Raw genomic sequence first — 14,249 nt, forward strand, 5'->3', positions numbered from 1 at the left:
GTTTGGGGCCCCCAACCCACACCTCTTCATATTTTCTTTCGTCTGGGCCGCCCGGCCGCGGGGGGGCCCCCCCGGGGGGGGGGGCGCCCCCCCCCCCCCGGGGGCCCCCCCCCCCGCCCGCGTTTACCGGCCGTTCGCGGATCAGGTCCGCGACGGCTGTCGGACGGATACCGACGATGCGGCGGGCATAGCTGCGCGGAGTGCCAGACCTTGACGGGCTCTTGTGAGCGAAGTGTCCCGCAGCGTCCCTCGCCCGGTGGCCGGGTTCCCGATCCCTACGCGTCGGACGGCCTCGATCTCCTGGGCGAACCGCTGCCGGAATCGCGCGTCCTCCGCGAGTTCCGGCCGGACCACCTTCACCGCGATGGTCAACCCGCCGGCGACCTGCCGAGGAACACCCTCCCCATCCCGCCGCCGCCCAGGCACGCCAGCAGGGGGTGCGGCCCGACCGCGCACGGATCGGCGACGGACAGCGGTTTCATCGACGGTCCCATCGGCAGGGTGTAGGTCACTGCGATAGTGACATGATCCCATCAACTCACCTTCCGGGAAAGCGATCTGACGGGGAGAAGCGATCGACGACTGTAGGGCGCGCACGCGAACCCGTCCCGCCCGGAAGGGCAGGGCCGGACGGGAGCTCGCCGTCAGTTCCTGGAGGTTGACGACGTAGTGCTCCGGGGCCGTGTCCGGGGCCCGGTATCGGCTCCTGCTGTAGCCGCTCGTCTCGTACCCGCGATCAGGAGTCGACCCACCTCGCCGAGCAGGGGCTGACGCAGCCGGGGGCTGACGCAGCCCGAGGACCGTCCACGACCACCTCTCCGACACCCTCGCCGAATTCCGGGCCACCAGCCGCGCCGAAGGCTGGGCCAGGGGGTCAGCCGACGGACTCACGCGGGTCGATGCGGTAGGCGAAGGACAGGGTGCCCGGGTCCAGGGCGGTGGCGCCGCCGTCGACCGTGAGGGTCGCGCCGTTGACGAAGGAGGCAGCCGGGGACAGCAGCCAGGCGATGGCCTCGGCGACCTCGCGCGGGTCGGCTGGACGACCCGCCGGGAGCAGCCGGGTGGCTTCGGTGTAGGCCGCGCCCTCGCCGGCGTCGCCGTCGCCCAGCTGCGCCTCCTCGGCGAAGCGGGCCATCCGGCGGTCGGCCATCTCGGTGCGCACCCAGCTGGGGCACACCGTGTTGGCCCGCAGCCCGCTCGCGCCGTAGTCGACGGCCAGTGAGCTGCACAGCTGCAGCAGAGCCGCCTTGGAGGCGGCGTAGGCGGCGTTGCGCGTGCCGTTGCGCAGCGCCGAGACGGAGGCTACGGCGACGACGGCTCCTCGGGCCCGCAGCAGGTGCGGCAGGGCCGCCCGCATCGTCAGGAACGGGCCGGTGAGGTTGGTGCGCAGCACCAGGTCCCAGTCCTCGTCGGAGGTATCGCCGACGCCGCCGCCGCGGCCGACGCCCGCGTTGACCACCAGCCCGTCGAGGCGCCCGTAGGTGGCGACGGTGCTCTCCACGAGGTCGCGCACGGCGGCGGGGTCCGTCGTGTCGGCCGGGTGGGCCAGTGCGCCGGTCTGCCGGGCGACGCGTTCCAGCGGCTCGCTCCGCCGCCCGGAGACGACGACCTCGTGACCGCCCTCCCGCAACAGCCTCGCGGTGGCCGCGCCGATTCCCGTGCCACCCCCGGTCACGATCACAACTCGCTGCTCCGTCACGGGCCTTCCCCTCCGATCGGCCACCAACCACCCCTGCTGTCCTAGCTGTATCACGAATCGACAACCGGCCGAGTGGTAGGGCGCGGAACAGGCCCCGACGCCGCCGAGGCCTGTCACCAGCACGCCGGCTGCCGGAGGGGCGTCGTCGACTACGACGTCATGCCGGCCGTGTTCGACCCCGAGGAGGCGATGGCCGAGGGGGTGCCGCAGCTGCACGGCACGGACGACCCCTTCGTCCGGGATCCGGTCCACATCCTGCTGGAGATCCATTCGCACATCGGTGACGTCGATGCCGGATTCGCCGACGCCGACGTGACCCACGAGGGCACGTACTCCTCCCCGCGCGTGCAGCACGCGCACCTGGAGACCCACGGCTCGATCGCCTGGATGGAGGACGGTCGCCTGAACGTGCGTACCAGTTCGCAGTCGCCTCCTCAGCAGCATCAAGTAGGTCACCCGCGACGGCGATTCCGGCAACACAACCTTCTGAACGGCCAACTCGGGCGCTCGACCGGGCACATGCGAATGCATTGCTCTCCCGCATGAGCCGGCCATCCCGGTCCCTGCTGTCGGCTGATCGGGGAGGTCTACTGGCAGCCGAGATCGGAGCCCGCGCCGCTGCCCAGGACCGACTGGAGGATCGCGTGCATGCCGATCTCTCCGGCGAGGTCGTCGGCCGAAGCCGCTTCCTGGCCTCCCAGACCGCCGACCGCCTGGAGATCCGCCGTCCCACCGACTGGCAGTACGTCCAGCGGGCGGAGCGCAGCGGAACCGCACCGGGCGGACGTGGCGAGCGGTGGGGTGCTCACTCGTCGTACAGGTTGTACAGGTATGAAAGGGCGACGACGCAACTCCGGGTCCAGATGCGTTGCGCCGTCGCCCGCTCCTGGTGGTCGTCGCGCGCCGGGTAGCCGAAGGCGCCGGTGGGGTGCTGCTGGCAGAGCAGGAAGTCGGTTCCGTCGCGGGTGATCCGGTGATCGGCCCAGCCGAGCACCCCCAGCCCTTGAAGGAGCGCGGCGACCTCCTCGAGTCGGTAACTCCGGCAGGCGGTCGGCAGCGCGGCCGCGAACCGCTCCGCGACGGAATGCCAGGCGGAGGCGTCGTCGCCGAGGCGAAGCGGTTGGCCGTCGGCATACTGCGCCAAGGCCACGGCAGTGACCGCGGGCGCATGGTCCTCGGCCAGCAGGCTCGCGGGGTCCGTGGAGGCGAGGAGGGAGTCCGCCTGCTGCGCGGTGAGTCGGCCCAGGTCCTGAAGTCGCCGGACTCCGCCGGCGGCGGTCGTGGGAACGGCGGTGAGTCCGGTGAGCGCTCCTGCCGTGTCCGTCAGGAACCGGTCGAGGGAGTCGCAGGCCAATTCGCAGGCCGACAGGCCTCGCGCGCACTCGGCAACCGCGTCGACGCCCTGCTTCCCCCAGGCCACCGGTTGGGCGAGGGCGCTTTCGGCACATTGCACGAGATGCGTGAGAGTCCGGGCGGCGAGTTGAGGCTCCCCCACCGAGCGTGCGGCTCGCGAGGCCGCGCCCGCTGCCGGAACTGCGTCGTCGAAGGGCAACTCGAGAGCGTCGTCGGTCAGCCAGGCGATGGCACGCCGGATCGCAGCTTCAAGTCGTCCCTTGCCGGCGGACCGGGGAGGTGGGGGGCTCGGCCGCCGGATCACGGCTGCGTCGCGGGCGATGTGGCCGGCCAGCGCTGCGACGATCGTGGTGTGGTAGCCGGTGGCCCAGCCTCGGTATTCCGCATCGCCGTTCTCGAGTTCCGGCGGGAGGACACCCTCCGGCCCGGCGACCCGCCCGCTGGGTTCCTGTACATCGGCGAGAAACGCCCATGCCCGTTCCGTCTCGGGTGAGTCCCGGATCCCCAGGCACAGCAGGCAGCAGAGCAATTCGGCGACGAGGTCGGCGTTCTCCCTCTGGCGGCACAGAAGGCTGAGCGCCTCCAGCAGTTCCACGGCCTGCGGCAGATCGAATCCGGTGGGCCACCGGGGGACACGCCGACCGAAATCGGTGGCGTAGAACACAGTATGCGTGATCGCGTAAATATCGCCATCGCTCAGCTTCAGCACGGACGGATTCGCGCAGAGCAGGGAGAAAGACAGTACAGCGTCGGCCACCGGCATTCCGTGATCGATTCCGGCCAACTCCAGCGTGTGCAGCAGATCGAGCTGCCGGAAGGGAACTCGCTCGAAACAGGCCGCATAGCGCCCGGAGACCGCTTGGCCGATGAGGCGCTCGAATTCGCTGTCGCGCTGCCCGCACAGCCGCTGTGATGCATACGTGCCCGCATACAAGAGCAGGGCCCGCTCGTCGCGTGCGACGAGCTCACGGTACGAGGCTCGAGCCGCCACCGCGGTGACCTGGTCGAACAGCATCTGGTAGTCGGCGTCGTCGAAGGATCCGGACTCCGCCCGGGCGCGCAGTCCGACCAGCAACGCGACCTCGACGAGCGCCTTGCGGACGAACAGTACGCGCCCCTCATCGGCGGCGTCAGGGTCGAAGCGGGTGCGGTGCGCGGCCAGCCAGGAGACCGCTCCGTGTTCCACCATGCGCCACATGTCAGCCACAGCCGCCCCCTGATGAGTCGATTTCACCTGGCCTTGCTTTTCGCCTGGCGCGCCCCGGTACGGAGCGGTCCGAAACTAGGCCTGCGCAGATTCCTCGGCCACGGACGGGACGACGAGCACGTACTTGTCCCAGGCCAGTACATAGCCGGAGATTTCTCCGAGCGCGGCGGTCGCACTGACCAGCTGCTCCAGAGTGGTGTCCATGTTTATCAGCCGGCTGCTCTGGAGGAACGTGAGAGCGGCCCGGGCGTCAACAGCGGGGCAGTTGGTCATGGCGAACCTCCAGTGAGGGCGTGACTCCACGGGCTTCTATCCCGCGAAATACTTATTCTCGATAGTGTCAATGGTTTGCGGGGATGTCATCAGTGAATGCGCGGATTCACCCGAACGGGCCATCATGAATACAATATTCCAATTATCCTCGCTGGGCGGATTCACGGAGACCGCGTGCACGAAGACCGCCGGGCCTTCTTCGCCCCAGCCTGCCGCCAACTCGCGAGCTGCCGCTCGGGTGAGATGACCACCACTTCGTAGACCAACCCGGTCCAGAGTGCCCGCAAGTTCGACTACATCTTCAGCAGCAGTGCCGACTTCACCACGGCGCAGGCGGACACCGGCATGGTGACGGACGGCGGCCAGGACGTCAGCTACCAGGACCACTTGATGTACCGCACCACGCTGAAATGGAGCCCCGACAGCCAGGCCCCGCCGGCCCCGCAGGTCTTCGACAGCCCGGCCACCGTCGGCTCCGCCAACACCTTGGCCAACGCCGTCAGCCGCACGGCCGGCGACTTCACCGGCAGCGGCGGCGCGGACATGGTGCTGCGCTACGCCAACGGCACCGTCATGCGCTACGGGCGCAAGAGCGACGGCAGCTTCGACGCCGGGCAGCAGCTGGTCTCCGGGAGCAACGGCTGGTACGACGCCGCGAGCGTGACCGCCGGCTACTTCAACGGGAACGGCCTCGCCGACCTGCTGCTACGCGGCGTGGACGGCTCGGTCACCGTTTATCAGGGCACGGGCGGCGGCGGCTTCGCGGCGGGTTCGCAGATCACCGACGGCCGCGCCTGGTCCCCCTACCTGCACCAGCCGACCTTCAGTTGGAAGGCCGTCGAGGACATCACGGCGGGCGACTTCACCAAAGACGGCCAGGCCGACGTCGTCCTGCACCGGATCAACCAGTACGACTCCAAGACACCCGGTGGCGGCCAAACCGAGCTCCTCGCCTCAACCGGCAACACCCCACAGCTGTTCGGCGCGCCCAGCGTGCTCAAGTGGGCCTCGCCCGGTCGGTGGACCAACAACGCCGACACCCTGGTCGCGGATGTCGACGAGGACGGGAAGGCCCATCTGATCACCCGTCAAAACCGCGGGGCGACCCTCTACTACCTCGGCAGCGGCAACGACGGCTTCGGGGCCGGCCAGGAGATCGGCGGCACCGGCAACACCGGGGGCGCCTTCGCGAGCCCGACCGTGATCCGGTCGGCCGGTGCCCGGACCGACGCGGCGAACATCACCGGCGGCGACTTCGACGCCGACGACCTGCTGGTCCGCTGGACCGCCGGCAGCGGCTTCGTCTACCCCGGCGACGGCAACGGCAACTTCGGCGGCTCCATCCCGGTGAAGGCGGCCGGCGACCTGTCGGACCTGGTGGACGTCGCCCAAGGCGCCGTCTACGGCCGAGCCGGGGGTGGAAGACGTTCTACCGTTGGGCGGACGGCAGCCTGCTGGTCGACGGGAACGGCACGGCGAATCTGGCGAGCCCCACCGCCGCCACCGTGAGCGCCCCCACGGTCCGCCTCACTCTGCGCGCCTCGGACGACCGGGGCCGGGTCGCGTCCTTCCAGTACACACTGGACAACGGCGCAGCGGTCACCCTGGACGCCTTCCACAACACGCCGGACATCCAGGACCGGGCTGGCCGGCGGGACGGCGCACACCCTCTCGGTGACCGCCGCGGACCCGTCCGGCAACCGCTCGGCCGCGACCACGTACAGCTTCACGGTCGCCTGACCGGGTAACCGACCCCGAGCACGCCCCGGACCAGGCAACTGGCCCGGGGCGTGCTCGCGTGCGGAGCCGATCTCGTCACGACGGACATCCAAGCTTGCGGCGGGCGGGATCGGCCTGGTGACTCTCTGAGCGACGGAGGTCGAGTTCGCGCTTCCGGGCGTCTGCGAACTCCGTAGGGTGCCGGCGGTGCAAGCGCAGCACCGCTCGGACAGCCCGGGCGCTCGATCATGGCGCGCCGTCGTCCGGGAAGCGGTTTCAGAAGTTGATCCGGGGCTGGAGCCCGGTCCAGGCCTGGTTGGCGCCGCCGTGGCAGGTCCACTGGCGGACGGGTGCGCCGTCGTCGGTGCGCCAGTCGGCGACCTCCAGGCACTTGCCGGTCGCCTGGTTGCGCAGTTCGAAGGCGGAGGTGTAGCGGGGGATCTGCTCGGCGTGGGCGGTGCCCGGGGCGGCCACCGGAAGGGCGGTGGCGAGGGCGAGCAGGGCGGCGTGGGTGCGGTGTCTCCGGGTGGGGGCGGGACCGGTCACGGCTGTCCTCCTGAGGTGCGATGGGTGGGCGCCGGGCCGGGAAGGCGAGGAGCCGGTGCCCGGACTCCCCGGCGGCGTCGAGGAGTTGGACCGCCGCGTCCTCGAAAGAGTTGTGCGGAGCCCGAGGGAGCGGAAGGGAGAGCATCCGGGTGGCGAAGACCACGGTCTCCTCAATAGGTGTTATCTCCGCCGAGCCCGGCGGTCTCCTGTGATGTCGGCGCAAGAGGCGTCGGCTGGTCGGGGTGGCGCGCGTGGTGGTACGGCGCGTAGTCGCTCCAAGCGGCCAGGAGAACTCAAGGAGCCTGTTTCATGCAGTCTGTTCGTCCAAGGCAGATGATTACCGCAGTCCTGGCCGCCGGAGTCATAGGCGCCGCGCTGAGCGCGTGCGGTCCGCAGAACGGCGGATCCGTCACGGACACGGCAGGTGCCGCCCCGGCGAAGGCGGCGGCGGCCGTCTCCTCCCCGTCGGCGTCCGCTTCCGCGGCCAGCCGGGAAACAACGCCGCCGCCCGCCCCGCCCGCCCCGCCCGCACCGACCACCCCGGTGGCCACCAAGGACCCTTCCAGCCCGGCCACGGCGAAGACCTCGACCCAACCGCCGGGCCAGAACGGGACCCAGGCTCCGACCCAGGCCCAGACCCGGACCTCGACCGGAGCACCGGCCAAGGCCCAGCCGAACACGGACAGCGCGGCGTCGGGCAGGACCCCGGCGAACCCCGGCCACACGACATCCGCCCCGGCCCCGGCCCCGGCGAACCCCGACACCACCGGGCCGGACCGGACTGCGGGCAGCGCCGAGGCGCTCTCGTTGAAGCTGATCAACGAGGAGCGTGCCCGCAACGGTGTCCCGGCCCTCGTCGTCAAGAACGACCTGACGGAGTTCGCCGCGAACTGGGCCCGCCACATGCGCGAGACCGGGTTCGCCCACTCGGAGAACGCCTCCGGTGCCGGACCCAGCCTCACCGGCAGCCGGACGCTGACCGGAGAGTGCATCGTGATGTGGAGCGACGCCTCGCTCACCGGGGAACAAGCCGCCGAGCAGTTCCAGAAGATGTGGACCGAGTCCCCGGGGCACCACGCCGCTCAGATCAACCCCCGCTACACGCAGATCGGCGTCGGCCTCTACCACGACTCCAGCGGTTGGTGGGGCGTGCACGAGTTCGCGGGCTGACACGAGAACCGGCCACACCGAGCGCGGTCCGCGCTCATTGATTGTGACCAGGCACAGTGTGTCTGAGCTGGGGTTATCGGTTAGGCCGTGTCTGACAAATGATCATATGGCTTGCTCGTGAGGCCACGTTGTCCGCTGTCTGAAGGCCCAGCGGGTCGCTCGCTGCGACCGGGCCAGCCGCTCCCCAGGTTTGGGGAGCGGGATTCTGTTCCTGGCAGGATGGCCGGATGGACGACGACACCGCCCCGCCCCGGGCCGACGAGCTCAGCCTTCGTGCGGCCGGCCCGTCGGCGGTGAGCGAGGCGCTGAAGCGGCTCGCCGCAGCCGCCCGCCACGACACCGCGGAGTTCGAGCAGGCTCTGTTCGGCCTTGCGCTACTGTGCGCGGAGACACCGGTTGAGGCTCTGGAACTACTTGTCTCGGCTACAGCGGCACAGGATCCGATGTTCAGGCGCGCAGGGATCGAGGGCCTCGGCATCTTCGGCCCCGACGCCGTGGCACACGCGCCGATCATCGCCAGCGCCCTCTCCGACCCGGATCCCGAGGTGCGTGAGGCAGCGCAGGTTTCTCTCAAAGCCGTGCTCAGACGGAACGAGCCCGACGAGGAAATCCGCGCTGCCGTTCGCCGAGCGGCCGAACAACGGTAGCCGGGAGACGCCAGGTGATTACCCGACTGGTTCCCGGAGCCAGAGGATCAGCGAGGCCAGGACGACTCCGGCACGGTAGCGGTCGGCGAGTTTGTCGAAGCGGGTGGGTGCGCCACGAGGCGCCATGGAGTCGAGTGAGGTGAGAGACCATCACCGCCGGGTTGTCGCAGCAACCCGGCTGAAGCTGGGGGCAGTTCGTCTCGGGGGATGCCGAGGTGGGCGGTAAGCAGCCCTGACAACGTCGGGACGGACTGGCACTGCCAGACAGTTCGGGTCCGGCTAGCGAGACGGGAAGGTGTACGCGAGGAACCAGTGCTTGACGCCCCGTAATTTCGACACCGGCTCCAACCTGGCGGATCTGGGCCGGATGCAGTGCACGATCGTCGGCGATCCGACGGTCGACTCCGAAGCCGAATCTACCTATCGGTGGGGAGGCCACGCCGAATGTCTGCGGCGTAGGTGTGGCGATGCTGCCGGGGTAGAGCTGGGCACCTCACCCGTCGATCGACTCCGTGGTGAACGTGGGAACTGTCCGCGGTCGCCCTCCGCGCCGGGCCTCCAGTCCGGTCGAGGGCAGGCCCATCGCCGGCTGACGGCCGTCGGACAGGGCGGAGGCTCCGTAGTACTCGGAGGCCGGGAGAGCCGGTCACATGGGGAAGGGGGCCAGCAAGTCGGCAGTAAGGACGCTGGAATGTCAGGAGGTTGTCGCCGGTGAACACCGGCGAGCTGGAGTCCGCCCTGTTCGGGGCGGAGCTGCGGGTACTGAAGATCCAGACCAAGCTGCACCGTTGGGCAAACGATGGTCCTCATCGCAGGTTCGACGATCTGTTCAACCTCGTGGCCGACCCCGCCTTCCTTCTGGTGGCATGGGATCGGGTCCGGGGGAACAAGGGTGCCCGCACGGCCGGAGTGGACGGGAAGACCACACGCTCCATCGAGGCCGGGCAGGGAGTCGAGGTCTTCCTCGACGGGCTGCGGTCTCAGCTGAGAGACGGCAGCTTCCGGCCTGTTCCAGTACGCGAGCGGATGATTCCGAAGGCGAACGGCAAGATCCGTCGTCTGGGGATTCCGACCGTGGCGGACCGGGTGGTCCAGGCGTCCTTGAAGCTGGTGCTGGAGCCAGTGTTCGAAGCGGATTTCCTTCCGTACTCGTACGGGTTCCGTCCGAACCGCCGGGCCCAGGACGCTGTCGCCGAGACCCGCTATCTCACGAGCCACTCCTACGAGTGGGTGGTGGAGGGCGACATCACGGCGTGCTTCGACGAGATCTCGCACACGGCCCTGATGGATCGGGTCCGGGATCGGATCGGGGACAAACGGGTCCTGGCTCTGGTGAAGGCGTTCCTCAAGTCCGGGATCCTGTCCCGGGACGGAGCCCTCACCGACACCCGCACCGGCACCCCGCAGGGTGGGATCCTCTCGCCCCTGCTGGCCAACATCGCACTCTCGGTTCTGGACGAGCACATCGCCCGGACCCCCGGAGGATCAGGCACTACCTCCGAGGAGCGGCGCCGCAGACGACGGCGAGGACTGCCAAACTACCGGCTGGTCCGGTACGCGGACGACTTCCTCGTGCTCGTCTCCGGCAGCCGCGAGCACGCCGAGGAACTGCGAGGGGACGTCGCAGAGGTGCTGAAACCGATGGGTCTTCGCCTGTCGGTGGAGAAGACGAGGATCACCCACATCGACGAGGGCTTCGACTTCCTCGGATGGCGCATCCAGCGTCACCGGAAGCGTGGCACCGACCGGCAGTACATCTACACCTACCCGGCACGGAAGTCAGTTCACTCGGTGACGGCCAAGGTGAAGGAACTGACCAGTCGACAGAACGTCGGCTTGCCGCTGACCGCCCTGCTGCACCGGCTGAGCCAGGTGCTGCGGGGCTGGTGCGCGTACTTCCGCCCAGGGGTCTCGAACGTCGCCTTCTGCTACCTCGGCCACTACACGTGGATGCGGGTAGTCCGGTGGATACGGCGCAAGCACCCCGGGATCACATGGAAGCAGCTCCGCCGCCGTTTCTGCGACGGCGGCTGGTGGCCTGCCACGGAGGAGGGAGAACTGTTCAATCCGGCGAAGGTAAGCACGACCAGATACCGATACCGGGGAACGATTATCCCAAGCCCGTGGCCCACTGCGGCATGAGTATCTGAACGACCCCGAACGGGACTTGTGGAGAGCCCGGTGCCCGGAGACGGGCACGCCGGGTTCGGGAGGCGGCTCGGGGAAACCCACTGGTGGAGACACCAGCAGGGCGCCCCGAGTCGACCTCACCGATCGCGCGGAACTGCTTGAGGCGGGCGAAGCATCGTTCGACCACGTTGCGTTCGCGGTAGATCTCCTTGTAGAAGGTAGGTGGTCGGCCACCGAGGGCTCCACGCCGCCGGCGGTGGGCCTCTTGGTCGCGGCGCTCGGGGATGGTGGCAGCGATACCCCGGCGTCGGAGCAGGTGGCGGATCGCCTTGCTGGAGTAGGCCTTGTCGCCCAGTACTCGGTCCGGTGTCGTGCGCGGACGGCCGGCGCCGGGGCGCGGGATCCGGATGGCGTCAAGGACCTGGCCGAACGCGGTGGCGTCGTTGGCGTTGCCCGGGGTGAGCACGATCGAGAGGGGCAGGCCGCGGCCGTCGACGGCCAGGTGGAGTTTGGTGGTCAGTCCGCCTCGGGACCGGCCGAGGGCCTGGCGGGTCTGTGAGCGGCCCGGATCTTCCAGTTTGTCCCCGTCTGCGGCCCCTTTTTTCGGGCGCCGGCCGCGTGCTGATGGGCCCGGTTGATCATGGAGTCGACGGCGACAGTCCACTCGATCCGGCCCACCGCGTCGTCTCGGACCTGGACGTGTTCGAGGAGCCTTCGCCCAGGTCCCGTCCGATTCCCAGCGCGCGAACCGCTCGTAGACGGTCTGCCATGGCCCATAGCGTTCAGGGAGGTCCCGCCAGGGCGCCCCGGTTCGCAACCGCCACAGAACCCCGTTGACCACCTGCCGATGGTCACGCCACGGGCGGCCACGTCCGTCCACCTGCGGCAACAGGGGTTCTACGCGTCCCCACGCCGCGTCCGTCAACTCACCTCGACCTGCCACAAGATCAATTGTCGGACACGGCCTAGTACCAATACCGGTGACTTTGGTGTGGTCTGTTCGTTGAGTGGGTTGTGCCAAGGCCTGGACAGGTGAAGTCGCCGGCGAGTGACCGGCTCTCGGACCGGATCGCGTTGGGGGTGCTGACGCGTGCGTTCCCGCCTGAGTTGATCGATGAGGTGGTCGCCGCGTGCGGCCGGACCGAGCAGCGGCACCGGCTGCTGCCGGCGCGGGTGGTGGTCTACTTCGTGCTGGCGATGTGCCTGTTCTTCGGGCAGGGCTATGAGGAGGTGGCCCGGCTCCTGGTCCAGGGGCTGGAGCGGGAGGGCCGGTGGGCGAGGGCCTGGCGGGTGCCGACGACGGCGGCCATCGGCCGGGCCCGTCTGAGGCTGGGGCCCAAGCCGCTTCGGGCCCTGTTCGCGAGGGTCTGCCGACCGGTGGCGGTCCGGGAGACGGAAGGCGCCTGGTACCGGAACCGGCGTCTGGTGGCGGTGGACGGCACGGTGTTCGACATCCCGGACACGGCGGCGAACGCGGAGTTCTTCGGGCGGCCGGGCAGTGGCCGCGGGCAGGGCCGCAGCGCGTTCCCACAGGCGAGGGTGGCGGCTTTGGTCGAATGCGGCACCCATGCCGTGTTCGCCGCCGAGGTGGCACCGCTGTCCGAGCACGAGACCGTGCTGGCCCAGCGGCTGTTCCCGGAACTGGTCGAGGGCATGCTCGTGCTGGCCGACCGGGGGTTCTGCGGCCTGGACCTGTGGCGGGCCGCCCGGGCCGGCGGCGCCGACCTGCTGTGGCGGGTGCGAAGCGTCGTCGTGCTGCCGGTCGTCACCATGCTCGACGACGGCTCCTACCTCTCCGAGATCGTCGCCACGCGCGACAGGAACCGCCGCGCCGACCCCGAGCGGGTGCGGGTCATCGAGTACACGCTCGGCCCGCGCGGCGGTGACAGCACCGTCTACCGGCTGATCACCAGCATTCTGGACCCCGCCGAAGCCCCGGCCGCAGAACTCGCCGCCCTCTACGCCCAGAGATGGGAGATCGAGAACACTCTCGACGAGATCAAGAACCATCAGGGCGGCCCCCGGCTGGTCCTGCGCTCCCAACACCCGCGAGGGGTCGAGCAGGAGATCTTCGCCTTCCTGCTGGTCCACCACGCTCTGCGCGACCTGATGCACCAGGCCGCCCTGAAGGGCGGGCACGACCCCGACCGGATCTCCTTCACCCGCACGCTTCGCATCGTCCGCCGCCACGTCACCGGCCAGGCGGCCCTTTCCCCCCTCCCGACTCGCCCGGACCACTGCCCGGAGCCTGCGTGAGATCACCGAACGCCTGCTGCCCGAGCGGCGGTTGAGGTCCAACCCCCGTGTCATCAAACGCAAGATGTCGAACTGGGCCCTCAAACGCACCGGGCACAGCGGCCCGTCCTCGCCCCAGGCCCCCGCGATCCGGCTGGTCGGGCCCACGAAAGCCAGCCCAACCCGCCGGAAATCGACCTAAATCACCGGTATTGGGCCTAGTACTCCAGTGTGGTTTTGCGATCTCGTGCCCGAAGCGGGTTGTGGCTGAGTGTGCTTACTGTCACCAAGGGAAGCGGCAGGTGGCGTTACTCGCTCCGGGTGGGCTCGGGCTGGAGTGCGGTGACGAACTGCAGGAGGCGTTCGTTGACCAGCTCGGGACGCTCCAGGTTGAGGCCGTGGCCGGCCCGCTGAACGATCTCGGCCTGAACATTCGGGATCAGCGCGGTGACCCGCTTCAGAACATGGTGCGGCCGGAGCAGGGCGCTTCGGCGTCCGAGCAGGACGAGGGCGGGCAGCTGGATCGAGCTCAGTTCCTCGTCGGTGAACGGTCGGGCCGCGGGACGGGTGTTCGGCTTATAGGTCCGCATGCCCAGCATCAGCGGAGCGATCATCTGGGGCGGTGAGCTGAGGGCGGGGTTGGCGAGCAGGCGCCCCAGGGCGGGTCGGAACGGGCGCGGGGCGAGCATTCCGAACAGCCCGCCGATCATGTGGGCGTAGAACCGCGCGGGGACCTTCTCGATCCCGCCCGGGTCCAGCGGGGCGATGGACGCGAGGCGCTCGGGTCCGTGAATGCCCTGGTTGAGGGCCAGCCATCCGCCGTAGGAGAGGCCGACCAGGTGGACGCGCTGCAGCCCGAGTCCGGCGAGGACCTCGCCGAGCCAGGCCGCGTTCTCCTCGGGACCGCCCGCGACGGCGCGTTGCACGCTGCGGCCGGGATCGTCGAGGGTGTCGATCGCGTAGACCGGGTGGTTCTCGCCCAGGGCGGCGATCTGCGGGTACCAGTTGGAGGCGTGTCCGGCGTGGCCGTGCAGGAGCACGATCGGCTCGCCGGTCCGGGCCCCGTAGCGGTGGACGTGGACGGTGCCGTAGCCGGTTTCGACGTCCAGTTCTTCGCGCGGGCCCGGCCACAGCTCCATGGCACGGTCGTACGCCTCAAGGAACTTCCCGCGGGCTTCCTCGCTGACGAAACGTCCGACGCTCGTCCTGGTCATGGTCCCTCCCGACACGCGAAACAGCAGGACTTGATGGTATGTTTGTACCATAAAAA

14 protein-coding genes and 1 pseudogene are annotated in these 14,249 nt (G+C 69.5%); 7 read left to right on the plus strand and 8 right to left on the minus strand.

The window, feature by feature from the left end; all coding sequences use genetic code 11:
* Positions 1–874: 874 nt before the first annotated feature.
* Positions 875–1,699 carry an SDR family NAD(P)-dependent oxidoreductase gene (locus tag ACZ51D_RS40920; protein ID WP_465665368.1) on the minus strand — a complete coding sequence of 275 codons (825 nt, stop codon included), beginning with the start codon at positions 1,697–1,699 and terminating at the stop codon, positions 875–877.
* A 126-nt stretch (positions 1,700–1,825) separates the two neighbouring features.
* Between ACZ51D_RS40920 and ACZ51D_RS40925 the strand changes: the two are divergent.
* Positions 1,826–2,131: pseudogene (locus tag ACZ51D_RS40925) on the plus strand (molybdopterin cofactor-binding domain-containing protein); the annotation flags it as partial.
* 155 nt (positions 2,132–2,286) lie between these two features.
* On the opposite strand, the gene ACZ51D_RS40930 reads toward ACZ51D_RS40925, so the two are convergent.
* The 3 genes from ACZ51D_RS40930 to ACZ51D_RS40940 all read right to left on the minus strand — a co-directional run bounded on the left by ACZ51D_RS40930 (position 2,287) and on the right by ACZ51D_RS40940 (position 4,463).
* Positions 2,287–2,508 carry a hypothetical protein gene (locus ACZ51D_RS40930; RefSeq protein ID WP_465665370.1) on the minus strand — a complete coding sequence of 74 codons (222 nt, stop codon included), beginning with the start codon at positions 2,506–2,508 and terminating at the stop codon, positions 2,287–2,289.
* Positions 2,505–4,250, minus strand: a complete 1,746-nt coding sequence (locus tag ACZ51D_RS40935; protein ID WP_465665398.1) for a DUF6895 family protein — start codon at positions 4,248–4,250, stop codon at positions 2,505–2,507. Before ACZ51D_RS40935 ends, ACZ51D_RS40930 begins: the two co-directional genes overlap by 4 nt.
* Positions 4,251–4,334: 84 nt before the next feature.
* Entirely contained in the window at positions 4,335–4,463 is a 129-nt protein-coding gene (locus tag ACZ51D_RS40940; protein WP_465665372.1) for a hypothetical protein, read from the minus strand.
* Between the two features lie 414 nt (positions 4,464–4,877).
* Here ACZ51D_RS40940 and ACZ51D_RS40945 point away from each other — a divergent pair, with 414 nt between their 5' ends.
* Together ACZ51D_RS40945 and ACZ51D_RS40950 are read left to right on the plus strand one after the other, a co-directional pair.
* Positions 4,878–6,041 (plus strand): FG-GAP-like repeat-containing protein, encoded by a 1,164-nt coding sequence (locus tag ACZ51D_RS40945; protein WP_465665373.1) that lies wholly within the window; start codon positions 4,878–4,880, stop codon positions 6,039–6,041.
* Entirely contained in the window at positions 6,038–6,280 is a 243-nt protein-coding gene (locus ACZ51D_RS40950) for a hypothetical protein (protein ID WP_465665375.1), read from the plus strand. Before ACZ51D_RS40945 ends, ACZ51D_RS40950 begins: the two co-directional genes overlap by 4 nt.
* A 247-nt stretch (positions 6,281–6,527) precedes the next feature.
* On the opposite strand, the gene ACZ51D_RS40955 is transcribed toward ACZ51D_RS40950, so the two are convergent.
* Entirely contained in the window at positions 6,528–6,797 is a 270-nt protein-coding gene (locus ACZ51D_RS40955; RefSeq protein WP_465624394.1) for an RICIN domain-containing protein, read from the minus strand.
* Between the two features lie 293 nt (positions 6,798–7,090).
* The gene (locus ACZ51D_RS40960) at positions 7,091–7,618 is read right to left on the minus strand and encodes a hypothetical protein (protein WP_465665377.1); all 528 of its coding nucleotides are present in this window, start codon (positions 7,616–7,618) and stop codon (positions 7,091–7,093) included.
* Here ACZ51D_RS40960 and ACZ51D_RS40965 point away from each other — a divergent pair.
* The 3 genes from ACZ51D_RS40965 (at position 7,605) to ltrA (ending at position 10,756) form a co-directional block, all read left to right on the plus strand.
* The gene (locus tag ACZ51D_RS40965; protein WP_465624397.1) at positions 7,605–7,967 is read left to right on the plus strand and encodes a CAP domain-containing protein; all 363 of its coding nucleotides are present in this window, start codon (positions 7,605–7,607) and stop codon (positions 7,965–7,967) included. The two genes, ACZ51D_RS40960 and ACZ51D_RS40965, sit on opposite strands and share 14 nt — an antisense overlap.
* A 227-nt stretch (positions 7,968–8,194) precedes the next feature.
* On the plus strand, positions 8,195–8,614 hold the full coding sequence (locus tag ACZ51D_RS40970) for a HEAT repeat domain-containing protein (protein ID WP_465665379.1): 420 nt from the start codon (positions 8,195–8,197) through the stop codon (positions 8,612–8,614).
* Positions 8,615–9,325: 711 nt separating this feature from the next.
* Complete coding sequence (gene ltrA, locus ACZ51D_RS40975; protein ID WP_465665381.1) at positions 9,326–10,756, plus strand: group II intron reverse transcriptase/maturase; 1,431 nt, start codon at positions 9,326–9,328, stop codon at positions 10,754–10,756.
* Here the strand turns inward: ltrA and ACZ51D_RS40980 are convergent.
* A complete protein-coding gene (locus tag ACZ51D_RS40980; protein WP_465665383.1) occupies positions 10,725–11,687 on the minus strand; it encodes an IS5 family transposase in 963 nt (320 codons plus the stop codon). The two genes, ltrA and ACZ51D_RS40980, sit on opposite strands and share 32 nt — an antisense overlap.
* 71 nt (positions 11,688–11,758) lie before the next feature.
* Here ACZ51D_RS40980 and ACZ51D_RS40985 point away from each other — a divergent pair, with 71 nt between their 5' ends.
* On the plus strand, positions 11,759–13,000 hold the full coding sequence (locus ACZ51D_RS40985; protein ID WP_465665384.1) for an IS4 family transposase: 1,242 nt from the start codon (positions 11,759–11,761) through the stop codon (positions 12,998–13,000).
* Positions 13,001–13,287: 287 nt separating this feature from the next.
* On the opposite strand, the gene ACZ51D_RS40990 is transcribed toward ACZ51D_RS40985, so the two are convergent.
* The gene (locus tag ACZ51D_RS40990; RefSeq protein ID WP_465624403.1) at positions 13,288–14,193 is read right to left on the minus strand and encodes an alpha/beta fold hydrolase; all 906 of its coding nucleotides are present in this window, start codon (positions 14,191–14,193) and stop codon (positions 13,288–13,290) included.
* Positions 14,194–14,249: the final 56 nt, after the last annotated feature.

This window comes from Kitasatospora sp. NPDC033851 (assembly GCF_055576085.1).

What these genes read in the sequence shown, in the direction of transcription:
- ACZ51D_RS40935 (WP_465665398.1), bottom strand. Translation starts at nt 4,250, where the DNA reads ATGTGGCGCATGGTGGAACACGGAGCGGTCTCCTGGCTGGCCGCGCAC.
- ACZ51D_RS40940 (WP_465665372.1), bottom strand. Translation starts at nt 4,463, where the DNA reads ATGGACACCACTCTGGAGCAGCTGGTCAGTGCGACCGCCGCGCTCGGA.
- ACZ51D_RS40945 (WP_465665373.1), top strand. Translation starts at nt 4,878, where the DNA reads ATGGTGACGGACGGCGGCCAGGACGTCAGCTACCAGGACCACTTGATG.
- ACZ51D_RS40970 (WP_465665379.1), top strand. Translation starts at nt 8,195, where the DNA reads ATGGACGACGACACCGCCCCGCCCCGGGCCGACGAGCTCAGCCTTCGT.
- ACZ51D_RS40990 (WP_465624403.1), bottom strand. Translation starts at nt 14,193, where the DNA reads ATGACCAGGACGAGCGTCGGACGTTTCGTCAGCGAGGAAGCCCGCGGG.